The sequence below is a fragment of the Gemmatimonadales bacterium genome, assembly GCA_019637315.1.
Taxonomy (GTDB): Bacteria; Gemmatimonadota; Gemmatimonadetes; order Gemmatimonadales; family GWC2-71-9; genus SHZU01.
This window is the reverse complement of the sequence record JAHBVU010000002.1, coordinates 221,669-244,704: the sequence shown is the minus strand read 5'-3', so window position 1 is coordinate 244,704 and position 23,036 is coordinate 221,669. Positions and strand designations below refer to the sequence as shown.

Below are 23,036 nucleotides of genomic sequence, written 5' to 3'. Positions count from 1 at the left end.
CGCTGGGAGGATCAGTCGACCCACTCCCCGATAAAGCTCAACTGGCCCGGGCCCCGAAGCCACAGGTCATGCGCCTGCCCGTCGTTGATCCGACCGCTGATCACGTATACCGCACCGCTCGACGATCGGATCCGAGCCGGCAAGGTGAGCATCCCGACGCCTGTCAGAGCCAGTGCCGACGCAACGGTTCCGGTTCCGCACGCAAGCGTCTCCGCCTCGACCCCTCGTTCATAGGTGCGCAGGGCCCAATCCGCGTCCTCGGCTGTGACCGGTCCGATGAAATTGACGTTGGTTCCCTGCGGCGCAAAACGCTCGGCATAGCGTAGCCGACGACCGCGGGCGGCCACATCCACCGCCTCGATGCTGTCGACCAGCACGGTAACGTGTGCCACGCCGACCACGCCATAGAACGCCCGGCGCTCACCCGCTTCGAGGTCGAGGGCCAGCGGCGCCGGAACTCCGACCGACGGAAATGCCAGCTCCGCATCGGCGCCGATCCCGATGCTCCGGCTGTGATAGCGGCCTGCGTCGGCATCGAGGGTTATCCTGCTCCCGGGTTCCACCAAGCCGAGCCGAACTGCCAGCTGCGTACTGCAGAGGGCCGCATTGCCGCACATGTCGACCCGCGAGCCATCGGCGTTGAAGTAGATCATCCGGACGGACTGCGGGCCGATCTGCGCCAGGTGGACGACGCCGTCGGCTCCGACCCCCATCCGGCGATCGGTCACCCGCCGGATCCGCTCGACCGGCCAATCCTCGAGCCGATGCTCTCGGGCATCGAGAAAGACGAAGTCATTCCCGGATCCCTGCATCTTGTAGAACCGCTTCGAGCTCACAGGCGCCCCAGTCGATCGGCAATCCAGAGCCACCATACCATCCATACCGCCTCGCGAACGATCGCCTTGCTCATCTTGCTGCTGCCCTCGACCCGATCCGTAAAGACGATGGGAATCTCAGTCAAGCGAAACCCTTTGCGCCAGGCGCGAAAACTCATCTCGATCTGAAATGCGTAGCCATTGGATCGAACCCGATCGAGCGGCAAGGCGGCGAGAACTTCCCGGCGAAAGCACTTGAAGCCGCCGGTGGCGTCGGTCAGCGGAAGGCCGGTAACCCACCGCACATAGATATTGGCGCCGTACGAGAGCACCAATCGTGACATCGGCCAGTTGATCACATTAACGCCGCTCTTATAGCGCGAGCCGATCACAAGATCGGACTCGTCGGCGGCCGCAAGCAGCTGCGGCAGAAACTTGGGGTCGTGGGAAAAATCGGCGTCCATTTCGAGGAGCCGGTCGTAGCCCCGTTCGAGTCCCCAGGCGAAGCCCGCCAGGTAGGCTTTGCCGAGACCTTCTTTGGCGCTGCGGTGCAGCACGTGGACACGGGCAAAAGCCGCCACCAGCTGATCTGCCAGCTCACCGGTTCCATCGGGCGAACTGTCGTCGACGACGAGCACCTCGAGCCGCGGGTCCTGATCCAGAATCGCAGGTACGATCTGAGGCAGGTTCAGGCTCTCGTTGTAGGTCGGCAGAATGACGAGGTATCGCTCAGCCATCGCGTGCCTTCCTCCGCCTGACGACCGCGCCGGCGAAGATGCCCACCACGCCAAGCAGAGAGATCAGGCTGACGGCCCGCCCACGCCGATAGCTGCGCGAGTCGTACTCGAAGACGACGTCCCTGGCGCTGGCGGGGAGCACAACGCTGAGCAAGGTATTGTTGGCGCGAAGAACGGCAGCAGGTTTCCCATCGATGGTGGCTTTCCAGTCGGGGTACCAGTTCTCCGAGACCAGCAGATACTCATCCTGCGTTGCCTCCCCGCTGATGGCGACACGCATCCGTCCCGGCCGCCACTCGGTAACGTCTGCGCGACGGGCCGAGGGTTCCGGCACCTGATTGCCCAGGTCCCGCAGCGTGACGCTGGCCGTATCCGGGTAGATCAGGACCCGATCGATTGGAAAACGTTGATCCGTAACTGACTCGACGATGGCGTCGTCCGGAACCTTGATCGCCCCGGCAATGACCCGGGCATACGGCGGTGGATCCTCCGACTCGAATAGATATCCAGGACCATGGTGGGTCTGAACCGGTCCGAGTACCTGGCGGAACCCGGGAATCTGCTGGGGTTCTTTGACAACGAAGTAGCGGACAGCGAAAAGATCCCACATGGCTGGGTTCAGCTGGTTCTGGGCGATCTTCCCGCCGAGCAGGTCATTGAAGTATCGAATCTCATTGCCGTGATAGCCAAAGAGGACCGGAATGTTCGCGGTCATCAGCCAGCTCTTCGGATATGGATTGAGGCCGCTATACTGCGTTACAGGCCCATAGACGCGGTACGGCGGTTTGACCTGCTCCAGATGCTGCATGATCGGATCGGAGGCGTAGGTCACCTTGGCCCCAGGCGAATAGACGAACGAGTGCCTGCCGACGATCCAAAGGTCCGCCCAAAGTACGGCGCCGATCGCGGCAACCGCCGCCACTCCGCGAATCCGATCGCGTGTAACCGCCCAGATCAGGCCAGCGGCTACTAGTGTGACGACCAGCAAACGAAGGCTGTCGGTGCGAAGGACGCCTGCGTTGCCAATGGCCATTTCCGCGACGCCCTGGTAGCCTGTCCCCCGTGCCCAATCTTCGACCACCATTTGTAGGAAGCCGATCAAGCCGAGCAGCGCTAACAAGGCGATCAGCCCGGCGAAGACGGCAAGACGTGGAATCGAGATCTCGCGGCGAAAAAGCCGCTCAGCGCCGAACCCGGCTAAGACCGCAATCGGCATCGCGACCAGAAAGAATGCCATGCCGGGCGCCCGAAGCGTTGCCGACATTGGCATGACCGCGTACCAGAGCCGAAAGAACGGCGTGTCCCCACCGAGACTAACCAAGAGAAACAACCCGGCAATGCCCCCCAGCGCGAGTCGGACTCGCCTTCGTTCGGCGCCGCCCGCGCCAAGCACGGCAAGGATGATCGCGACGGGCCCAAGGTACTCGGTATGCAGCTTGAGACCATTCCGGCCGAAGTAGTTGGGCGACACGCCACCGTCAATCATCGGCAGCAGCAGGCCGGGCAGCTCGCTAAGGGGCAAGGCGAACGACGTCGCCCACGCCCAGCCGGAGTTGGCGGTCCCCTCGACGCGGGGACTATACGCTACATGCGCAGACATCGGCATGCCGTAGATGGCGTAGAGGCCAATTCCCAGGAGGACGACGGCAACACTTGCCAGGATCACGCGTCCGCGGAGGGCAGCGGTTCTGGGCCCTTCCGGTCCGAAGACCCAGAAGAGGCCCCAGATCAGGCCGGCTACGAGGAGGTAGTAGGCCATCTGTGGATGACCATGCAGCGAGAGACCCACCGTCAGCGCGATGGTCCCGTACCCTGCAAACGAATTGTCGCGCACGGCGCGCACGATGGCCAGGAACAGGATGGGCGCCAACGCGGAGACGAACAGCTTGCCGTCGTGGCCCGGGTGCACCTGCGAGAGAACGATTCCCGTCATTTGAAACGCGAGTCCGCCGATCAACGCTCCGGCCCAACTGACCCGCAAGGCCCGCAGCAACGCGAAAACGGCCGCACCCGCCAGAACGATGTGGGCCGCAAAGCCGAGGTTGATCGCGACATCGGTCGGCAAGATCCAGCGCAGCCAGGCCGTCGGGTAGAAGATGTCGCCACCGCCGGCTCCGACGAACGGCACGCCTCCCATGAGATACGGATTCCACAGCGGAATCGAGCCGTACTCCCGGAAGTAGTTGGCGGCAAAGATCCGAAAGCTGTACCCTGCCTCATACATGTCCGAGTACTGCCCAATCAGGAAATCGCCCCGAAGCATTGGCCAACAGAGGGTCAGCGCCGCCACAACGAACACGGCAGCAGCCACGAGCGTCGGTCGCCGGGGCTCGAAGTCTGGCGATGGGCTATCGGTCACTTAGGTTTTCTCCCGGCAACAAGAAATGGGGCTACCGCCACAATGTCTGCCACCGTCATGACGAGCCGCGAAGCCGCGGCAAGGGCAACTGCGGGTGCCGCACCGATCGGCCCCTGCAGCAGTATGACCATGGTACCCTCTCGCACCCCTAACCCTCCCGGAGCCAGGAGTGCCAGGAAGCCAACGATATAGGAGATCGTGAATCCCGCAATGGCCTCGCGGAGACCAAGCTGAACCTCGGGAAGCGTTCCCGCCAGGACGAGCAGCAGCGCCACGCCGTACCCTGCCCATGAGACCGCATGAATCGCGGCGGCAAAGAGCACCGGACCTCGACGGATTGGCAGCGCGACCTGCCCGCCCGTCGCCGCAGCCATGATCCGACTGAGCACCCGAGGCGAGATCAGAAACAGCAGACCGATTAGACCTCCGACAAAGCTGACCCAGACCAGAACCCGAAAGATGCCATCGGGAGCAACACTGAATCCCGTCAGCGCCGCCACAGCGGCACCGGCCGCGAGCGACAGGACCTGGTTGACCAGCGCAGAGCCGGTCGCGGCCCAAACCGAGACCCCTGCTTCCTGCGCAAAGGACGCCACTCCCGCCACCGTCCAGACCTTACCGGGCAGGTACTTTCCCATGCTCGCGATGATCCAGACCCGTGCCGCCTGACGCCAGGTCATGCGCCAGCCCCATGCGGCCGCCAGCTGTCGCCAGGCTTCAACCAGCAGCCCGTAGGTCGCCACGATGACCAACACTGCGGCAACCAGCGGCACCGGTCGGAGCTGCCACGACAGCTCGATCGCGCGGAACTGCTCCCAGTTGCGGAGCAAATGCCGCCCGACGAAGTACAGCACCAGGATGCCGATCCCGGCGCGGAGGTACCGCAACCAGACCCGAGGCGGCCGAACTCCAGGGGGCGCCGGCGATGTCATGCCGCACGAGCCTCCAGGAAACCATCGACTCGGACCCCTGCCGGGTCCGCCAGGATTGGCCGCCCGTCGGGTTCGAACCCGTGAACCCGCAAGCGACGGCGGCGGTCCCGCCAGGCAGCAACCTGGCTGACCGTCGCAAACCACGGCGTACGAGCTGCCAGTCGAGCCACCAGGTCCGCAAAGGCCGGCTCCGCGTCCGGGAACCCCAGGGGCGCCGCCAGGTTCGGATGCCAAAGCCCGACCCAGAGTCCCTCCACCGACTCGACCACCCTCGCCGATGCCAGCGCCTCGTCGACCCATGCAGCTGGCGACTCGACCCCGCGGTACTTGCTGCTGGCGCGATCCATCCATACCAGCGGCGCCTCGGCGATCCCGAGCGGCGCACCGGCTTCATCGGCAAGGGGTACCAGGTCGGCAACCCCGAGCCTCAGACCGGGCCGATCATAGTAGCCGATGGTCGAGTCGACCGAAAAGCCGAGGGAGGCTGCCTGTCGCTGCGTCGCCAGGGGGGTCATCCGAAGGAAGTGCTGACGGGAGGCCTGAACCGGGGCCTCGACGGCCTGGCTCAGCCGATCCCGCTCGTCACGCATCACCTCGACGGACCCCGCGGTTGCGAAGCTGCCGTGAAGACCGATCTCGTGGCCGCTGTCTCGAATCCGCTCCAGGATGGCCTGTGCGGATCCGATCGGATAGGTCACGTCGCCAGCCAATACGCTGCGAAACGTGGGAGACCCTGCCATCACGAACCAGGTCGACGCGATACCCAACTCCGCCTCCACCTGCAGCAGTCGCTCGATGGCGGCAAACACCGGTCGGCCGCCGATGGCACCGAGAGCAGCACCTGTGGCTCGCCTCCAGCGACGCCACTCGCCGCGGCGGAGCAGTTCCAGGCTGCGGGCCGCGTAGCCCAGCCCCCACCAGCGCACCAGGTCGAGGTCGTGCGTCAGGGCCACTGCCCACCTGGCACCACCTGGCCACGGTGCAAGCAGCGTTGGCATGCCGCCTCTCGCTTGTGCGACGGCGTCGCGCAGCGCGGCGGCGTGGTGCTGAAGCACCGGCTCGAGACTTCGACCGGACGTGACCATGGCGTTGAAAGCCGCCGGGACGCGTCCTCGGGCGTCTCGCACCGAACCAGTCCGCTCCGCAGCAAGAGTCAGCAGCGAGGCTGTCTCGCTCAGCACCACACCGCCGATCACAACTCGTCCATCTGCCAGACCGATCCCGGTCGCACCCGGCGGTCCCGCGGTGACGACCGTGGTGTTGTCGAGCATGCGATCAGTACGCGGCAACCGACTGAGGTCGAGCAGCACATCCATGGCGTAGCAGTCGAGGGGCGACAGCCCGTCGGTCACGGCCAGGACGGTCATGTCCATCCCGGTGGGGTGGGTACCGTACCGATGGTGCGGGCAGGCTGACCGCCAACGATGTCGAGCGAGGCAACATCGCTGGTCACGACGGCGCCGGCGGCCACGATGGCCCCGCGACCAACCGTGACGTTGGGAAGGAGAACGGCTCCGGTACCAATCCAGGCGTCGGCTTCGATGGTGACCGGGCCGGCCGCGACCGGAGCCGTATACCCGATCCGAGAACGATTGGGATGCGAGGATGTCACGATGGTGACCCGGGGACCCAGACTGGCACGGTCGCCGACGGTTACGAGGCCAGGCCCCGAGAGCTCTTCAACGATAATCAGGTCGTCAGCAATGTACGCATCACGACCGATCCGAACCCCGGCCCATCGAAGCAGTGTGATCCGCCAGCCGGGCAGCATGGTGTGCCGGGCCCAGGTCTTCAGAAACTTGCGGCGTACTTTGCGGAGCAGCATGAGCTTACCCCAGGTAGCGGTAGAGCGATGAGCCGAGTCGGGTGATCCCGAGCGGCAGAGCCGACCAGACCCGGGCCGCCACCCGGAGCGGACCGCGATTGCGCGGCGCCAGGTGCACACCCCGCGGGGCTGGCCAGTAGTCGTAGGCCAGCGGTACCGGTTGCCCGCCCCATCGGCGTTTGAAGGTTACCAGCCCCTCCTGCTCCGGTGCCGCACGACCGAGATCGAAGACCTGGCTTCCCTCCGCCATCGCGTCCGCCATCGCGGTCCAGAGCAGCAGGTGGTTCGGCCGACGATCCAGATAGCGTGAGTCTGCCCCACCAAAGGCATAGATCCAGCGACTCGGTGCCGTCCATACCGTGATGCCGGCAACCGGCCGAGTGCCATCGGCAAACGCGAGGTATGCCCGCGCCAAATCATGCGCTGCCAGACCCGTGACACCCTCTCGCCAGAAATGTCGGGGTGGTGCCGGAAGGCCATGGCGACGCGCGGTGTCGTCCTGGAACGCCGCCATCGCCTCCCATCCGGCCCGGTCGGCGACCCGTTCGACCCGAAGCCCCGTCTTCTGTGCCTTTCGAATGCCTCGGCGCGTGCTGTCACCGTCAAGGGTAGTCCACACCGCATCGGATCCGCCAGCGAGAGGGACTTCGAAGGTATGATAGCGCGCCACCCGAACCAGCGGCTCGACCAGGGCCGGCGCGCCCGGTCGTTTGATCTCGAGATACCGGACCCGACGCTCCCCGGCGAGAGCGATCGCATAGCGGGCCAGGTCGGCATCGGCGGCTGGATCACCGATACTGCCGGCGACATAGCTGAACGGGAAGCTCACCAGGTGCGGCCGCCCGCCCAGGGAGGGAACCGACGCCAGCGCCAGCGCGGCTACCGGTCGGTCGCCCTCGAACGCCGTCAGACAATCGAGCGGGAACTTGAAGGTCCGGGCAATCGTTTCGACCCAGAGGGGTTCATGGTAGAAGCTCCCCGCCACCCGAGCGAGCGCAGTCCAGCTCTCAGGCGGAGCCCCGGTTCGCTCAATCCGGCGCGACACGTCGAAACAGCTCCAGAAACGTGGTCACCGCAGCGTCGACACCGTACTCGCGGCTCACGCGCCGCTGGCCCTGCTCGGTAAGCCGCGCCAGCTCCCCAGGATTGCTGAGCAACGACACGAGTGCATCGGCCAGGGCGCCAGGATGGTCCGGAGGCACCAGGCGCCCGGTCAGCTCGTCCTCCACCACTTCAGGAATCCCTCCCGAGCGCGTGCCGACCACCGCCGACCCGGCGGCGAGCGCCTCGACCAGCGTCAAGCCGAGCCCCTCGGTTCCGCCTCGAGACGGCAGCACCGTCACGGAGGCCCGGCCATATTCGGCCGGCATCGCCTGCTGCGGTAAAAATGGCGACCACTCGACCACCGAGCCGAGCCCCAACTGTTCAGCCCTCGCGCGGAGGCGCCCTTCCTCGCCGCCCTGCCCCAGAATCCGAAGCCGTACCCTGATGCCTCGACCGACCAGGATCCCGATGGCGTCGAGCAGCGTGTCGACCCCCTTGGTCGGCACCAGGTTCCCGGCGTAGAGAACGATCGGCGGATCCGCCTTCGCCACCGCCCTGCCAGCTTCGAATACCGGCAGGTCGATCGGCATCCGTGTCACGAGCGTCTCACGCAGCGGCCCGGACTGCGCCGCCACCCCGTCGAGCAGGAACTGCGAAACGGCCGTTACCGCAGCGGCCTTCCTCAGCACCCCTCGACCGAGGAGGCGCGCCAATCGCGAATGCTCGAGAAGCCGGACATCGCTTCCGTGGCAGGTAACGACGACCGGTCGACCGGCCGCCAGAGCAGCCCACCCTCCCGGGAACCACCAGTGGGCATGGATGAGATCGGGCTGAAACTGCGCCGCTTCCTGCCGGACCGCCCGACGCAGAGCCAGTAAGAACGGCACCAGCATGAGCGCCGTCGCCGGCTTGGAAAACGCGCTGCGATGCAACTGACCGGTGTAGGCCACCCGCTCCCACCGATCCGGACCGTACCGGACTCGGCGCACCGGAACGCCCTCGATCGTATCAGCCTCGGCCAACCCAGCCGCATGCGGCACCACGGCGCGAACGTCGACACCGCGCTGGCCGAGGGCTCCCGCAAGCCGCGCAACAAACGCGCCTGCCGGATCGCCGGCAAAGCGAGGAAAGTTGTGACTGACGACGAGAACCTTCACGGGTGGGCGACTCCGGTTACCGGAATCGACTCCGACGCCGGTCCGGTCGGGACACGCTGGATCTACCGTCCCGGACCATCGGATGTCTCGTCGGAGCGCGCGGCCAGCAACTGACGGGTTTCCTCTCGGAAACTCGCCACCATCTCCGCCACGAAACCGAAGCCGAAGAGCACGATACCGCTGATGACCATCGTCTCGATCAGATTGAGCAGGGGGCGGAATCCGATGCCATAGCCGAACCGGAGTATCAGCGCAGCCACGCCCCCAAGAAACCCGACCAGGAACAGCAGAGCGCCACCCACGCCGAAGAACAGCATGGGCTTGCGGCCGAAACGCAGCTGGAACCAGACCGAAAGCAGATCGATCACGCCGACCGGAATGCGGGTCCAGGTAAACTTTGATGCACCGGCCGTGCGCGGGTAGAGCGGCACCGGACGTGAGGTCAGCCGATAGCCCTCGACCGCCGCGATCACGACCATGTAGCGATGCCAGTCGGGCCGCATCGGAACGATCCGCATGATCTCGGCGCGATAGGCTTTGACCGAATTGAGGTCCTCGACCTTAACCCCGAACAGCCAGCGACAGAGCCGGTTGTAAATGCCGCTGACAAAGGCCTTTTCGTACTTGCCCTGCTTGGAGCCGGTCACCATGTCGGCTTCGTCGTCCAGGATCGGGCGCACCAGCGCCGGAAGATCCTCCGGACGGTACTGAAGATCCGCGGGATAGAACACGAGGATGTCGCCGCGCGCCGCCTCCGAGCCACTCCGCAACGCGTCCGCGATGCCACGCTGCCGTCGGTGGGTCACTACGCGAAGCCATTGGTACCGCGCCGTCTGCTCAGCCAGCACCGCGGCGGTGCGATCGCGGGATCCGTCGTCGACAACCACCACCTCGAAGCTGAAGCCTGCACCGCCAAGAGCTTCGTTGCACTGGCGTAGAAACTCCGGAAGGTTCTCGGCTTCGTCCTTGGCCGGAACCAGCACGCTGACGTCGAGGTGACGCGGCGCGACGGAAATCATACTCGCTTGCGCATCCGGGCGGGCAGAATACCGAGCTGATCACGATACTTGGCAACCGTGCGGCGGGCAATCTGAATACCCTGCTCCTTGAACCGGTGAACGATCTGCTGGTCGGTCAGCGGCTTCGAGGTCTCCTCCTCGGACACCATCTTCTCGAGTTTGGCCCGGATCGAGCGAGCGCTCGCATCCTCACCCGACACCGTGGTGAGCGCGCTCGAAAAGAAGAACTTGAGCGGCAGGACGCCGCGAGGCGTCTGAACATACTTCTCGTTGGTCACGCGGCTGACCGTCGACTCGTGCATGCTGATGACTTCGGCAACTTCACGCAGCGTGAGCGGCTTGAGATACTCGACACCCTTCTCGAAGAAAGCCCGCTGCCGGTCGACGATGAAGTTCATCACCTTGAGCATCGTTTGCCGACGCTGCTCGATGGCCTGGATCATCCAGTTGGCGCTGTTCATCTTCTGCGCGATGAACTCTTTATTCTCCTGGGTCAGCGACTTCTTGTCCCGTGCCACGTCCTGATAGGAACGACTGAGGCGAAGACGCGGCACCCCAGTGTCGTTGAGCGTAACGTGATACTGGGTGCCGACCTTATCCACGATCAGGTCAGGAATGATGTAGCCGTCCCCCCGGTCGGAGTGCTTGAGGCCTGGCTTCGGGTCGAAACGCGCCAACGAATCTGCTGCCGTCTGCACTGTGCGGGGCTCCACACCAAAGCGCTTGGCAAGGTCGTTCCAGCGGTGCGCAATCAGGTCCGTGAACGCCTCGCTGACCAGGTGATACACCAGCGAGTCCGTATCCTTGGCGTCCTGCAGCTGCAGCACCAGACACTCGCGAAGGTCGCGTGCACCGACCCCAGGCGGGTCAAGCCGCTGGATGATCCGCAGCATCTCCTCGACTTCTGCAAGCTGGAAGGGTGCCACCTGTGCCAGACGCGGCTTCGGCCGATCGTCAACGTCCTCGTCGTCGCCATCATCTTCAGCGGCGGCGAGATACGACTCCATCAGGGCATTGACCGAGCCGAGAATTTCCTCCAGCGATGCACTGAGATAGCCGTCATCATTGATGTTGCCGAGAAACTCTTCGCTCAAGAGTCGCTGCCGCGGCGTCAGGTGCATCAGTTGCAGCTGGTCACGCAAATGATCGATCAGGTCGACCCGCTCGACCATCACGGGCTCGAGATACTCCTGATCTTCGTACTGCGACTTGGTCCCACCGACATCGAAACCGTTGAGGAGGATCTCCTCCCAGTCGATCTCGTCTTCCTTCTCCTGCTTCTCCTTTTCCTGCTCTGCAGTCGGCTCCTGCTGATCCCGCTCGTCCTCTTCCGGTTCGAGCAGCTCGAGGAACGGGTTCGTCAGCAGCTCCTGCTTGAGATGCTGTTGCAGGTCCATCATGGGCATGTAGAGCATGTCCATGGCCTGATACAGCCGCGGGTTGATGCGCAGCTCCTGCCGGAGGCCGGCGTGTTGCGACAGGCCGGTCTTCACAGCGTCGTCTCCGCGCGTTCGAGCCGCTCTCGCAGGCGCGCCGTCATGGTCGGACCGAGGTACAACTCGGCGACCTGGTCGTTGAACACAAGCTCTCGCACCGTTCCGGCAGCGCGAACCTCACCCTCGAACATGATGTAAGCGCGGTCGACGATCTCGAACATCTGCTCGACACTGTGATCTGTGATCAAGACGCCGATACCGCGGTATTTCAGATTGGCGATAATGGTCTGAATGTCGTGCACCGCAATCGGATCGACGCCGGCAAACGGTTCGTCCAGCAGCATGAACTTCGGTTCCGTAACCAAGGCACGGGTAATCTCGAGACGCCGCCGCTCACCGCCGCTCAAACTGTAGGCCTTGTTCTTCCGGAGATGTTTGAGCCCCAACTCGTCCAGCAACCGTTCCAGCCGTTCACGGCGCTCCGCGCGTGACAGGTCGACTGTCTCGAGGATGGCTTTAACGTTGTCCTCGACAGTCATTCGCCGGAACACTGACGGTTCCTGCGCCAGATAGCCGATCCCGCTGCGGGCACGCCGATACATCGGCTGGCTCGTGATGTCGGTCGAGTCGAGCACGATCTTGCCGGCATCGGGTCGAATCAGCCCCGTAATCAGGTAGAACGTCGTCGTTTTGCCGGCACCGTTCGGGCCAAGCAATCCGACAATTTCTCCTTGCGACACCGAGACGCTGACGTCCTTGACGACGCGCCGGCGGCGGAACGCCTTATCGAGATGCTCTCCGGAGAGAACGCTGGTCATTGAGATCCTCTCCGCGGCGCTACGCCGGCGGTGTCGCGCCTTGCCGGCATGGCAACGCTGTCGGGCCGGACGGGCGGTACAATCGTCGAGTCCCGCACCGCAGCTGTGTCCCGAGCCCGCGTCAATGCCGGCTGCAGGTGGATTCCGTCCACGTCGCCGAATGCGTCGACCTGTTGAACCGTGTTCGAATCCGTGGTAATCCGCATCGTCACCAGAATCCGCCTGGCGCGGGTGTAATTGATCGACCCCTTGGTCTGCCCTTGTTCCGGCGCCAGCTGATAAAATGACCGCGCGTTCTGAGTCGCCTCGACCTCACGGATCCTGGTCTGCTCCGCGCCGGCTGCGCCGAGCGAAAGAAACTCCACCGCCACCGTGTCGCCCGAGATCCAGTCGCGACGCGAGCTCTCCGCGCTGTCACCGGAAAATCCAACCCATCCCCCGCCAAAGGCGCGGAGAGACGTCAACCGCTGATTGGGCATCTCGACCCGGAGTGAGTCACCCCGAACGAGGTAATCGGTGGACACGAGCGACGGGCGAACCGTCTTGCCCCAGGCAACCACCCGCTCGGGCTGGCGATTGATCAGCTCCACACCGACCGAATCCCCAGCAAGAGTGATGTCCTTGCTGACGAGCTTGGCCGAATCCCGAGCCTTGAGGAGCCGGAGTTCCCGATCCGTCAGGCCAATGTCGATGACGCGACCCGTCAGCGTGAAGCCATCCCGACGCTCGGTCCGCAAAGCGGCCCGGCCGACGAGTTGCCCGCTCTGGCGTCTGCCGGTGTCGAGCCAGAGCGAATCCGCCGACCCCCTGAGGTCCTCGCGTTCGATCGTGACATTGCCGTTCGCGTAAATCACTTCGTTGGCACGAGTGCGCACCAGGTTGCCGACGATCGTGTACGGCGACTGCGCCTGACCGGCAGAGTCCTTCACCACATACCGAACCGTCGGTCGGTTGTAGGCAACGACTTCCATCTCGGCCCGCAAGCCGCGGACTGGGCGAAGATAATCGATTCGTTGGCCCGTAATGGTCGAACCCGACTCGAGGTCGCGATGCAGCACGTTGTTCTGCGCCTCGAAGCGCTCGCCGTTCTGGAAATAGGTACCGAAATCAGCATCGAGCGCAGTCGTCGAATCACGATACCTGACCTTGTTGCCCAGCGAGATGAACTGGACCACGGACCCACCATAGGACGCCACGCTGTCGGCGTACATGTGGATATTCCGCCCGGCGCAGCGCGCGTGGACGTTGCCGCCGGCAAAGTAGTTCTCGGTTCCGGCCATCGGCGTGGTTCGGACCCCCTCGCGGTCGACATTGACGATCTGAAGCCGGCACCGGTCGCTGGGCTGAGCCCGAGGTGCCTGCGCCCTCGGCGTCTGCGCAGAGAGCGATGCGACCCCGGCAACCCCCGCAAGGAGCGCGAACCACATCGCCGACTTCACGGCGCGGCTCCGCTGTCCGGACGCTGCCCGGGGAGATCAAACCCGCCGCGCAACTGAACCCCTTTGGGTTCGACGATTCGCACGTTCTTGAACTCGAGGTCCGAGGTGAAGCTCTTCCCGGTGAGCCGTTCACCGCGAGAGTCGTAAACGAAGGTCGTGTCGCTGCGGAGCTGAAGCAGCGTTCGATCATAGATCAGGCGCGGGGTGGTCAGCCGCCGTCCGTCCGTCGAGACGATCCGGACATTGCCCCGGGCGTCCAGCGACCCGTTGGCAAGGCTGTAGTCTCCCTGCTCGGCGGTGAGAACCGAGGTCTGCTTGCCATCCTCGAAGAAGAGCACCCGCATCTGGCGCAGATCCATTCGCTGCGCCATCTGGTACACATACGCCGACTCGGCGTAGACGTACCCGGTCCGGACCCCGTTCTCGACCATGTTGGTCGTCATCTTGGTCATGAACTGATCCGAGCTGTCGACAACCTGCACCGTCTGGGTTGCCCGGATGCCCGTCGACTGGCAGGCCGCGGCTCCAAACGCGACCAATGCCGCCGTAGCCCATCCAGGAATCCCGATGCGCACCTGAGGTTTGTTGTTGCGACCTGGCATCATACGGCGCCTGCCCTCATCAGATCGTGCAGATGAACCATGCCCCTCAGTCCACCGGCCTCATCAACCACCGGCAGCGCCATGATGCCGTACCGCTCCATGACACCCACGGCCGCCGCACCCAACTCGACCGCCGTCGTCGTCTTTGGGTCCGCGGTCATGACGCCGCCAACGGTCCGCTCCCAATAGTGATCATCGCTTCCCGCCAGGCGGGACAGATCACCGGCTGTGAGCACACCTACGAGCCGCCCCTCGTCGAGCACGGCCGCAATACCGCGCTGGTGCGCCAGCAGCTCCGCGGCCCGCCCCATCCGATCCGTCGGCCGAAGTGAGGCCCCCGGTGGCAGCATCACGTCGCCAACCCGCAGGAGGAGCTTTCGCCCGAGCCGCCCACCGGGATGGAGCGATGCGAAGGCATCGCGCGAAAATCCCTTGGCCTCGAGCAGCGCGACCGCCAGAGCATCGCCCAGCGCCAGTGCCACCGTCGTACTGGCGGTCGGCGCCAGATCATGGGGGCAGGCCTCCTCGGACACGCCGCCATCGAGCACGACGCTTGAGGCACGGGCCAGGGTCGACTCGGCTCCGCCGGTAATCGCCACGATCGGAACCGCCCGCCGCTCCAGCACCTCGAGGAGTCCGAACAGCTCCTCCGTTTCCCCGCTCTTGCTGAGCAGGATAGCCGCATCCTTGGGGCCGACGATCCCCAGGTCGCCGTGCAGGCTGTCGGTCGGGTGCAGATAGTGCGCCGGTGTTCCGGTCGAGGTCAGAGTCGCCGCGATCTTCCGGCCGACCAACCCCGACTTGCCGACACCCGACACAATGACCCGTCCCTCGGTGGCGAGCAGCAACGCGACCGCAGCAGCAAAACGCTGATCCAGCCGCTCAGCGACCCGGCGGACCGCATCCGCTTCCAGCAGCAGCACACGTTTGCCGCCGGCAACGCTCTGCGCCGTGCGGTCCGTCACCGTCACTCCGCCTCCCGCGCTGCGCGATATCGGGCCAGCACCGCGTCCCACTCCCCACGGGCCCGCAACAGGGCCTCCACCACTTCGCGCACCGCACCACGTCCGCCCGGACGGCTCGTTACCCAAAGCGCGGTCTGCTTGATCTCGTCGACGGCGTTGGCCACCGCGATCGGCAGCCCGACCCGCTCCATCACGCCCAGGTCCGCCAGGTCGTCACCGACGAAGGCGGTGTGCGACCAGTCGAGCCCGAGCTCCGCCAGCATGGTCTTGAGGGCCGGCACTTTGCGGGCCCCGGAATCCTGCACCAGGATCGGAATCTTGAGTTCCTGGGCACGCAATGTCGTCGCCTCCGATTGGCGACCACTCAACCACGCCACCGCAATGTCCGTTTCCCGCAACAACACGAGCCCGAGCCCGTCCTGCACGTCGAACTGCTTGAGCTCGGCCCGCCGGCCATCGACCGGGCCGAGGTAGATCGCGTTGTCGGTCAGCACGCCATCGACATCGAGCACGAGGAGGCGAATCTGCCGAGCCAGCGAAGAATCGATCACCCTAGGCGCCCCGCGCCGCATGCCAGACGGCCACTGCGCGTCGAAGTAACGGCTCGAGCTGGTCGAGCGGCCACTGCGTCGCCGCATCGCTCAAGGCCCTTTCGGGGTCCGGATGCGTTTCAATGAAGAAACCGTCCGCACCAGCCGCCGCAGCTCCCAGAAGAAGCGCGGGAATCGACTCGCGGGCCCCACCGCTGGTACCCTGCGGTCCCTGGCCGGGGCGCTGTACCGCGTGGGTCGCATCAAACACGACTGGTACGCCGGCGGCCTCCCGCATCCGCTCAAAGCTGCGCATGTCGACCACCAGATCACCGTAACCGAAGAAGCTGCCCCGTTCGGTGACTGCAACCTCGGCCGCGCCCCCTGCGCCCCGCTGCACCTTGGCGACCGCTCCGGCCATGCCCGCCGGATCCATCCACTGCCCCTTCTTGACGTTGACCGGCTTGCCCGATTGCCCGCAGGCAACGAGCAGATCAGTCTGCCGACTCAAGAAGGCCGGAACCTGGAGCAGATCGACTCCCTCGGCGACCGTGGCAACCTGCGCAGTCTCATGCACGTCGGTCAGGACCGGCAGCCCCGTGGCGCGCTTCACTCGGACGAGGGACTCCAGCCCTTCTGCCATCCCGGGACCGCGTGCCGCATCGACACCCGAGCGGTTGGCCTTGTCGAAACTGGCCTTGAAGCAGACCGCGAGACCGAGCGATTGGCCTATCCGCACCAGACGATCCGCCACGGCGAGCATCACGGCGTCCGACTCGACCGCGCATGGCCCGGCAATCACGAAAGGTTGCCCGTGGCCGCCGAAGCGCCAGCTGCTCACGTGGCGCCGTGGGCGACCCGCGTTTCCGGCGTCCGCTCGGGAACGCCGAACGCCCGCAGCTTGGCCGCCCCGATGAACGCAGCAAAGAGCGGGTGCGGTCGCGTCGGACGCGACTTGAGCTCCGGATGAAACTGGCAGCCAACGAACCACGGGTGGTCTCGCAACTCGATGATCTCGACAAGACCACCATCGGGCGAAACCCCGGACAGCCGCATCCCATACTCCGCCAGCACGTCGCGGTAGGAGTTGCTCACCTCCCACCGATGCCGGTGACGCTCGCTGATCTCGGTGGCACCGTACGCCTGCGCCGCAAGGCTCTCGGGCCGCAGGCGGGCCGGGTACGCACCGAGCCGCATGGTCCCACCGAGGTCGCTCACATCACGCTGCGAGGCCATCAGCGAAATCACCGGCGCCTCGCACTCGGGCTCGAACTCGGTACTGTTGGCGTTCAGGTGACAGACGTTGCGGGCAAACTCGATGATGGCAACCTGCAGGCCCAGGCAGATACCGAAGAACGGCAACTGGTTTTCCCGCGCCCATCGAACGGCCTCTACCATGCCTTCGACGCCCCGGACGCCGAACCCGCCCGGCACCAGCAGTCCATCGAGGCCCGCCAGGGCACGAGCGGCGGACTGCTGATCGGTGAAGCGATCGCTCGAGAGCCAGTGAATGTCGACGCCGACGCCGTTGGGAATGCCGCCGTGGAGCAACGCCTCCTGAACCGACTTGTAGGCATCGTGCAAGTCGGTATACTTGCCGACCACACCGATTTTGACCCGCGCCGGCGGATGGATGATCGCGTCAACCATGGCCCGCCACTCGGTCAGGTCGGGCTCGTGGGTTTCGAGATGCAGACGATCGCAGACCTCACGATCGAGGCCCTGATCGAAGAAGGTGATCGGAATCTGATAAATCGAGGCCACATCCGGGCTCTCGATGACACAGCCGAAATCGACGTTGCAGAACAACGCAATCTTGCGTTTGATATCCGCACCGAGCGCGTGGTCGCTGCGGCAGATCAAGATGTCGGGCTGAATTCCGATCTGCATCAAGTCACGAACCGAGTGTTGGGTCGGTTTGGTCTTGAGTTCGCCGGCCGCGGCAATCCACGGCACCAGCGTCAGATGGATAAAGAGAGCGTTTTCACGGCCGACTTCCTGCCGGAACTGCCGAATGGCCTCGAGGAACGGAAGCGACTCGATGTCACCGACGGTGCCGCCAATCTCGGTGATGACGACGTCGTGTCCTGGCGCGCTCCGCCGAACCGCCGCCTTGATCTGATCCGTGATGTGCGGAATGACCTGGACCGTCGACCCGAGGTATTCGCCGCGCCGTTCTTTGGTGATGACAGTCTGGTAAATCCGCCCGGTCGTAATGTTGTTCTGCTGCGAAAGCGAGCGGTCGATGAACCGCTCGTAGTGGCCCAGGTCGAGATCCGTCTCCGCGCCGTCGTCGGTCACGTAGACCTCGCCGTGCTGGAACGGTGACATCGTGCCCGGGTCAACGTTGATGTACGGATCGAACTTCTGGAGGGTCACCGATAGTCCCCGTTGGACCAGCAGGCGACCGAGCGAAGCAGCAGCGATTCCCTTGCCGAGCGAGGAGACCACGCCGCCCGTGACAAAGATGTACTTCGTATTGCGTGGCGTTCCGGTCATCGCGTGGTACCCTCGGTTGCAAGTGCGTTGATCCAATGTTGTTCGGCCCTGGCCAGGTCTTCCGGCGTATCGACCCCGGGCTGGCATGCGTCCGCAAGCTGTGCAACACCGACCCGGAGCCCGGCTGCCAGGGCGCGAAGCTGCTCCAGCCGTTCGACCTGCTCGAGCATGACCGGCGGCGATGTGACCCAACGAACCAGGGCATCGCGGGTATACCCGTAGATCCCAACGTGCTGCCAGTAGCGCGCAAGCTCCGCATCGACGGGATCCCGAACGGCAGGAATCCGTGCCCGGGAGAAGTACAGCGCCCGCCCCCGGTCGTCCATGACGACTTTGACGCGGCTCGGATCGTCTGCATCGTCCGCAGCGAGCGGTGAGGCTGCCGTACCGACGTCGTCGCCCTGCGCGAGCCGAGCCAGCGCGCCACGCACCGCGAGCGGCGACAGGAACGGTTCGTCACCCTGGAGGTTGAGGATCAAATCGAATCGGGCAAAATCCGGGCGGCGGGCGATCTCGGCCACCCGCTCGGTGCCCGATTCGTGAAGTGGGGAGGTCAGCGCGGCACGCCCCCCGGCCCGCTCCACCACTGCATGAACCTCCGGGGCGTCGGTGGCCACAACCACCTCGTCGAGCAGAGCCAGACCGCAGACCCGCTCCCACACCCGAACGACGAGGGGCTTGCCTCCCAGGGGCTGGAGCGGCTTCCGCGGCAAGCGGGAAGAGCCCAACCGAGCCGGGATGACGCCAAGCACGGGCATGGCTCACAAAGTAAGAGCGCGGCCGACCGTTGTCAAAAGTCGTGCCGCGCCAGAATTCTACTGGTGAAAATTCGCTAAAATATAGCGAATCAACAGGTTAGAAGCAAGATGCCGGGTCGAAAAACCTCCCGATCCGGCCGCTACGGGGTCGGGCCGCTGACCTTGGTCTGGACCTGAACGCGGACCTTGGCCGCCGCCTCACCTGCCCGGGCCGTGGCTTCCTCCATGGCCGCCTCGGTAATGGCCGTGGTCAACTCTGCCATTTCCGTCTGGAGTGCCTCGATCCGCGCCGAGAGAGCCGCCCGATCGGCCGCGTCCTCGGTGCGACCCAGCTCACGACCGAGAATCCGCATGCTGTCGCCGAGCTGACGCATCCGGCGCGCGTCGTAGCGGGCGGCAGATCTGGTGTTGATCTGCTGGTTCCGAATGTCCTCGGCAACCTGGCGAGGCAGTACCAGGGGAACAGCCCGCGACTCGACCCACTTGCCGTCGTCCCCGCGCGTCTGGACAATGATCTTGCCAAACTCCTGCATCGTGCTGTCGAGAGAAACGCAGCGGAAACTGCTGCGCTCGTTCAGTCGAGTCGGATCGTCAACGGTGGCGTGGCACCCGTCCAGCCGGCTCAAGACCGCGAGGTCCGAAAGCCGGACCGTGACATCGACACCTTCGAGTCGATTGGGCGCACTTCGATGGAAGACGGCATTCCGGAACGTACCAGCACGAGCGCCATCGAACGTAAATGGCACGAACGGCAGCGGAACGGTCACGTCGGATGCCGATTCGACCACCCGGACGACCTCCCGTTTCCCGGCTCGCACGATGCTGATGGCCGCGAAGCCGATCACGAAAATGACCAGCGCCTTGCCGGCAATCTTGAGCCAGTATCCTTGCATGTTCATACGGCCGAACCTCCCTGTCCTCATGGACCGGATGGCGAGGGGTTGCTGTTGCTATATGTAACGTAGTACCACACCGGGAAGTTTCACAGCCTCGGACCCCGCCCGATCCATCATCCCCGGGGATGAAACTGTCGGTGCACGGTCCGAAGGTACTCCCTGTCCACATGGGTGTAGATCTGCGTCGTCGTCAGATCGGCGTGTCCGAGCATCTCCTGGACTGCCCGAAGATCAGCTCCTCCTTCGAGCAGGTGGGTGGCAAAGCTGTGGCGGAGGATGTGAGGGGTGACCCGCTCGGTGATGCCGGCCCGGGTCGCCGCCTGCTTGACAACCCCCCAGGCCCCCACCCGGCTGAGCGGCTGCCCTCGCGCATTGAGCAGGACCCGCCCCTCGGTCCGGCCCCGATCGAGACTGGGCCGGAGTGCGTTGAGGTAGACGGACACCGCGGCAACCGTCTTCCGGCCGATCGGGATCAGGCGCTGTTTGTTGCCCTTGCCAACCACCCGAATCAGCTGATCGGAAAGCAGCAAGTCCTCGAGGCCGAGCCCGACGAGTTCAGAGACCCGTGCGCCCGCTCCGTATCCCAGTTCCAGCAGGGCCCGATCGCGCCATCCCATCGGATCATCGAGACCGGGCGCGGCCAGCAACGCCTCGATCTGGCTGACGGACAGGACGGTCGGGAGCTTGCGCCCACGCCGCGGCGTCTCGAGACGATCGCTGGGATCCTCGGTGACGGTTCCCTCGCCGAGCAGGAAGCCGTAGTAGGTGTGAATCGCCGAAACGTGACGACGGATCGTGGCGGGACTCGCGCCGGTGTCCTTGAGGGCAAAGACGAAATCGCGGAGATGGACCCGAGTCACCGCTGCCAGGGTAACAACATCCTGCCCAGCCAGAAACCGGACCATATGCCGGAGGTCGCGCAGATAGTTGTCGATCGTATGCGGGCTGGCCCCGGCCTCCAGCGCCAGGTAGTCGCGAAAACCCTCGAGCCCGAAGCTCCGCTCGAGGGTGTCGTTCATGCCGCTTTTCGCCGACGGCGCCAGAGAACGAAACCGACGGCGAGTATCGCCGCAATCAGTATGGCGACAACGCCAAGCGTCTGGATCAGGCGATTGATGACCCGGACAACCGTTTCCCATTCGTTGCCGATCCGGGTGCCGATCCAGGTGATCAGTGCGTACCAGACGGCGTGGGCCAGCGCAACTGGAACCAGAACGACCCGAACGGGGAGGCGGTTGAGTCCTCCAAACGGCGCCACCACCGAGCGGAAGCCCGGCAGCAGACGCGTAATGAAGAGGCCGACCATGCCGTAGCGACCGTACTCCTTGAGGAGGAAGGCCATTGCGTCCGGCGGCAGCAGGATCCTCCCGATCCGCGATTCGACGAACCGGTCGCCAAACTTGCGAACCAGGTAGTACACGGCCGTCGTCCCGGCCATGCCTCCAGCCCAGGCGGTCAGAAATATCGTGATCGGGTCGTAGTTGCCATCGAAAGAGAGAAACCCCGCCAGGGCGACCAAAAGATCGGACGGCGCGGGGGGAAAGAAGTTCTCGACGAAACAGGACAGCGCCACGAGCCCATACACGACAAGCGGCGGCCAGCCGGCAATCGACTGCAGGATTGACTCGATCATCGGCCTCGGGCCACCGTTGCGACGGCCATGACGGCCACGCCTTCTCCACGTCCGATGAACCCCATCCCCTCGTTGGTCTTGGCCTTGACCCCGACCCGTTCAACCGGAATCCCAAGCCGCCGGGCAAGTGCCTCCGCTATTGCGGCCTTGAACGGACCGAGTTTGGGAGTCTCGAGCACCACCGTAACGTCGAGGTTGCCGGGGACCCACCCGGCCGCGTGCAGCCGTCCGACGACCTGGTCGAGCAGCGCCATCGAATCGGCGTCACGCCATGCGGGATCAGTATCGGGGAAGAGCGTTCCAATGTCCCCGAGGCCTGCGGCCCCAAGCAACGCATCGATGACGGCGTGCGCAACGGCATCGGCATCGGAATGACCGGCCAGACCGTACCGGAACGGAATCCGTTGCCCGGCAAGCAGCAGCGGTCGTCCTTCGACGAAGCGATGGGAGTCGTACCCGAACCCGACACGCACCATGGTGTCCTGCTGTGACTCCGTTCGGCTCAGGCCGCGGTTCCAACCAGCTCGGCGGGCGGAATGATCGAGTAATCCTGTCGCCGTCGATGCGCCCGGTAGCCAGCATCCGTGATGGCGCGCTCCATTTCCCGCAAGGTCGCGCGGTAGGTCGTACCGGCAGAGGAAACCACGTTCTCTTCCATCATCAGACTGCCAAAGTCGTTGGCGCCGAACCGCAGCGCTACCTGCCCCACCTTGAGCCCCATGGTCACCCACGACGACTGCAGGTTGGGAACGTTGTCGAGAATGATTCGCCCCATGGCAAGGGTGCGGAGGTACGACACCGCGTCGGTCTTGACCAGATGCGCAAGCTCCGTTCCATCTGGCTGCAGCGGCCAGCAGATGAACGCCGTAAACCCTCCGGTTCGCCGCTGCACCTCGCGAACCCGAAAGAGATGCTCGATTCGATCGGCGGCGGTTTCCCCCAGCCCATACATCATGGTGACCGACGTCTTCATGCCCTGTCGGTGCGCCTCTTCCTGCACACCGAGCCATTCGTCCGTCTGGGCCTTCTTCTTGGCAACCTGCTGGCGAATCTCGTCGACGAGGATCTCACCGCCTCCGCCGGGAATACTGTCGAGTCCGGCAGCTTTGAGTTCCCGGACGACATCGGCAACCGGCATCCGGAACCGCTCGCTGAAGAAGACGACTTCCGACGGCGAGAAGCCGTGAATGTGAATCGGGTGATGGCGCTTGATATAGCGCATCAGCTCGAGGTACCACTCGAACGGGATGTACGGATTGTGGCCGCCCTGCAGCAGGATCTGCACGCCGCCGATTGCTTTGCACTCCTCGATCTTCTCCCCGATCTTTTCGAACGGGAGAACGTACCCCTCGTTGTCCTTGGGCCGGCGGTAAAACGCGCAGAACTTGCAGTCGGCGACGCAGACGTTGGTGTAGTTGATGTTGCGATCGACGATGTAGGTCACCACCTCATCGGGATGGTGCCGATAGCGCTCGGCATCGGCCAGGCGACCGAGCTCGAGCAGCGGAGCCCGCTCATAGAGATCGAGGTAACTCTTGAACTCGGCTGAATTGCGATCGACCATTACCGCGA

General features: G+C 64.6%; 23 protein-coding genes. All 23 read right to left on the bottom strand.

Annotated features, from left to right (window positions below; all coding sequences use genetic code 11):
* Window positions 1-11 precede the first annotated feature (11 nt).
* Window positions 12-836, bottom strand: coding sequence for a diaminopimelate epimerase (dapF, locus tag KF785_03060; GenBank protein MBX3145726.1), 825 nt, complete (start codon window positions 834-836; stop codon window positions 12-14).
* Window positions 833-1,552 (bottom strand): polyprenol monophosphomannose synthase, encoded by a 720-nt coding sequence (locus tag KF785_03055; protein MBX3145725.1) that lies wholly within the window; start codon window positions 1,550-1,552, stop codon window positions 833-835. The genes dapF and KF785_03055 overlap by 4 nt, the downstream gene beginning before the upstream one ends.
* Complete coding sequence (locus tag KF785_03050) at window positions 1,545-3,911, bottom strand: hypothetical protein (protein MBX3145724.1); 2,367 nt, start codon at window positions 3,909-3,911, stop codon at window positions 1,545-1,547. The genes KF785_03055 and KF785_03050 overlap by 8 nt, the downstream gene beginning before the upstream one ends.
* On the bottom strand, window positions 3,908-4,843 hold the full coding sequence (locus KF785_03045; GenBank protein ID MBX3145723.1) for a flippase-like domain-containing protein: 936 nt from the start codon (window positions 4,841-4,843) through the stop codon (window positions 3,908-3,910). Before KF785_03045 ends, KF785_03050 begins: the two co-directional genes overlap by 4 nt.
* Window positions 4,840-6,210, bottom strand: a complete 1,371-nt coding sequence (locus KF785_03040; GenBank protein ID MBX3145722.1) for a hypothetical protein — start codon at window positions 6,208-6,210, stop codon at window positions 4,840-4,842. The genes KF785_03045 and KF785_03040 overlap by 4 nt, the downstream gene beginning before the upstream one ends.
* Complete coding sequence (locus KF785_03035; GenBank protein ID MBX3145721.1) at window positions 6,207-6,668, bottom strand: acyltransferase; 462 nt, start codon at window positions 6,666-6,668, stop codon at window positions 6,207-6,209. Before KF785_03035 ends, KF785_03040 begins: the two co-directional genes overlap by 4 nt.
* A gap of 4 nt (window positions 6,669-6,672) precedes the next feature.
* Window positions 6,673-7,713: a GNAT family N-acetyltransferase gene (locus KF785_03030; protein ID MBX3145720.1), complete on the bottom strand. Its 1,041-nt coding sequence runs from the start codon at window positions 7,711-7,713 to the stop codon at window positions 6,673-6,675.
* Entirely contained in the window at window positions 7,697-8,869 is a 1,173-nt protein-coding gene (locus KF785_03025) for a glycosyltransferase (protein MBX3145719.1), read from the bottom strand. Before KF785_03025 ends, KF785_03030 begins: the two co-directional genes overlap by 17 nt.
* Window positions 8,870-8,931: 62 nt before the next feature.
* The gene (locus KF785_03020) at window positions 8,932-9,888 is read right to left on the bottom strand and encodes a glycosyltransferase (protein ID MBX3145718.1); all 957 of its coding nucleotides are present in this window, start codon (window positions 9,886-9,888) and stop codon (window positions 8,932-8,934) included.
* A complete protein-coding gene (gene rpoN / locus KF785_03015; protein ID MBX3145717.1) occupies window positions 9,885-11,381 on the bottom strand; it encodes an RNA polymerase factor sigma-54 in 1,497 nt (498 codons plus the stop codon). Before rpoN ends, KF785_03020 begins: the two co-directional genes overlap by 4 nt.
* A complete protein-coding gene (gene lptB, locus KF785_03010; protein ID MBX3145716.1) occupies window positions 11,378-12,142 on the bottom strand; it encodes an LPS export ABC transporter ATP-binding protein in 765 nt (254 codons plus the stop codon). Before lptB ends, rpoN begins: the two co-directional genes overlap by 4 nt.
* The gene (locus KF785_03005) at window positions 12,139-13,581 is read right to left on the bottom strand and encodes a hypothetical protein (protein ID MBX3145715.1); all 1,443 of its coding nucleotides are present in this window, start codon (window positions 13,579-13,581) and stop codon (window positions 12,139-12,141) included. Before KF785_03005 ends, lptB begins: the two co-directional genes overlap by 4 nt.
* Window positions 13,578-14,186 carry an LPS export ABC transporter periplasmic protein LptC gene (gene lptC, locus KF785_03000; protein ID MBX3145714.1) on the bottom strand — a complete coding sequence of 203 codons (609 nt, stop codon included), beginning with the start codon at window positions 14,184-14,186 and terminating at the stop codon, window positions 13,578-13,580. Before lptC ends, KF785_03005 begins: the two co-directional genes overlap by 4 nt.
* Window positions 14,183-15,148, bottom strand: coding sequence for a KpsF/GutQ family sugar-phosphate isomerase (locus KF785_02995; GenBank protein ID MBX3145713.1), 966 nt, complete (start codon window positions 15,146-15,148; stop codon window positions 14,183-14,185). Before KF785_02995 ends, lptC begins: the two co-directional genes overlap by 4 nt.
* Window positions 15,149-15,150: 2 nt before the next feature.
* Window positions 15,151-15,699 (bottom strand): HAD hydrolase family protein, encoded by a 549-nt coding sequence (locus KF785_02990; GenBank protein ID MBX3145712.1) that lies wholly within the window; start codon window positions 15,697-15,699, stop codon window positions 15,151-15,153.
* A 1-nt stretch (window position 15,700) separates the two neighbouring features.
* Complete coding sequence (gene kdsA, locus KF785_02985; protein ID MBX3145711.1) at window positions 15,701-16,519, bottom strand: 3-deoxy-8-phosphooctulonate synthase; 819 nt, start codon at window positions 16,517-16,519, stop codon at window positions 15,701-15,703.
* Entirely contained in the window at window positions 16,516-18,177 is a 1,662-nt protein-coding gene (locus KF785_02980; GenBank protein ID MBX3145710.1) for a CTP synthase, read from the bottom strand. The genes kdsA and KF785_02980 overlap by 4 nt, the downstream gene beginning before the upstream one ends.
* Window positions 18,174-18,929: a 3-deoxy-manno-octulosonate cytidylyltransferase gene (gene kdsB, locus KF785_02975; protein MBX3145709.1), complete on the bottom strand. Its 756-nt coding sequence runs from the start codon at window positions 18,927-18,929 to the stop codon at window positions 18,174-18,176. The genes KF785_02980 and kdsB overlap by 4 nt, the downstream gene beginning before the upstream one ends.
* 146 nt (window positions 18,930-19,075) lie before the next feature.
* Entirely contained in the window at window positions 19,076-19,834 is a 759-nt protein-coding gene (locus KF785_02970) for a hypothetical protein (GenBank protein ID MBX3145708.1), read from the bottom strand.
* A gap of 110 nt (window positions 19,835-19,944) precedes the next feature.
* Window positions 19,945-20,850 (bottom strand): site-specific tyrosine recombinase XerD, encoded by a 906-nt coding sequence (xerD, locus tag KF785_02965; GenBank protein MBX3145707.1) that lies wholly within the window; start codon window positions 20,848-20,850, stop codon window positions 19,945-19,947.
* Window positions 20,847-21,464, bottom strand: coding sequence for a DedA family protein (locus KF785_02960; protein ID MBX3145706.1), 618 nt, complete (start codon window positions 21,462-21,464; stop codon window positions 20,847-20,849). Before KF785_02960 ends, xerD begins: the two co-directional genes overlap by 4 nt.
* Window positions 21,461-21,940, bottom strand: coding sequence for a 2-C-methyl-D-erythritol 2,4-cyclodiphosphate synthase (gene ispF, locus KF785_02955; protein ID MBX3145705.1), 480 nt, complete (start codon window positions 21,938-21,940; stop codon window positions 21,461-21,463). Before ispF ends, KF785_02960 begins: the two co-directional genes overlap by 4 nt.
* A 26-nt stretch (window positions 21,941-21,966) precedes the next feature.
* Complete coding sequence (mqnC, locus tag KF785_02950) at window positions 21,967-23,028, bottom strand: dehypoxanthine futalosine cyclase (GenBank protein MBX3145704.1); 1,062 nt, start codon at window positions 23,026-23,028, stop codon at window positions 21,967-21,969.
* Window positions 23,029-23,036 lie beyond the last annotated feature (8 nt).

Bases quoted from the DNA above. Each gene is read 5' to 3' on its own strand.
- KF785_03055 (MBX3145725.1), bottom strand. From the start codon at position 1,552: ATGGCTGAGCGATACCTCGTCATTCTGCCGACCTACAACGAGAGCCTG.
- KF785_03045 (MBX3145723.1), bottom strand. From the start codon at position 4,843: ATGACATCGCCGGCGCCCCCTGGAGTTCGGCCGCCTCGGGTCTGGTTG.
- KF785_03040 (MBX3145722.1), bottom strand. From the start codon at position 6,210: ATGACCGTCCTGGCCGTGACCGACGGGCTGTCGCCCCTCGACTGCTAC.
- KF785_03035 (MBX3145721.1), bottom strand. From the start codon at position 6,668: ATGCTGCTCCGCAAAGTACGCCGCAAGTTTCTGAAGACCTGGGCCCGG.
- KF785_03020 (MBX3145718.1), bottom strand. From the start codon at position 9,888: ATGATTTCCGTCGCGCCGCGTCACCTCGACGTCAGCGTGCTGGTTCCG.
- lptB (MBX3145716.1), bottom strand. From the start codon at position 12,142: ATGACCAGCGTTCTCTCCGGAGAGCATCTCGATAAGGCGTTCCGCCGC.
- lptC (MBX3145714.1), bottom strand. From the start codon at position 14,186: ATGATGCCAGGTCGCAACAACAAACCTCAGGTGCGCATCGGGATTCCT.
- KF785_02980 (MBX3145710.1), bottom strand. From the start codon at position 18,177: ATGACCGGAACGCCACGCAATACGAAGTACATCTTTGTCACGGGCGGC.
- KF785_02970 (MBX3145708.1), bottom strand. From the start codon at position 19,834: ATGAACATGCAAGGATACTGGCTCAAGATTGCCGGCAAGGCGCTGGTC.
- xerD (MBX3145707.1), bottom strand. From the start codon at position 20,850: ATGAACGACACCCTCGAGCGGAGCTTCGGGCTCGAGGGTTTTCGCGAC.
- KF785_02960 (MBX3145706.1), bottom strand. From the start codon at position 21,464: ATGATCGAGTCAATCCTGCAGTCGATTGCCGGCTGGCCGCCGCTTGTC.
- ispF (MBX3145705.1), bottom strand. From the start codon at position 21,940: ATGGTGCGTGTCGGGTTCGGGTACGACTCCCATCGCTTCGTCGAAGGA.
- mqnC (MBX3145704.1), bottom strand. From the start codon at position 23,028: ATGGTCGATCGCAATTCAGCCGAGTTCAAGAGTTACCTCGATCTCTAT.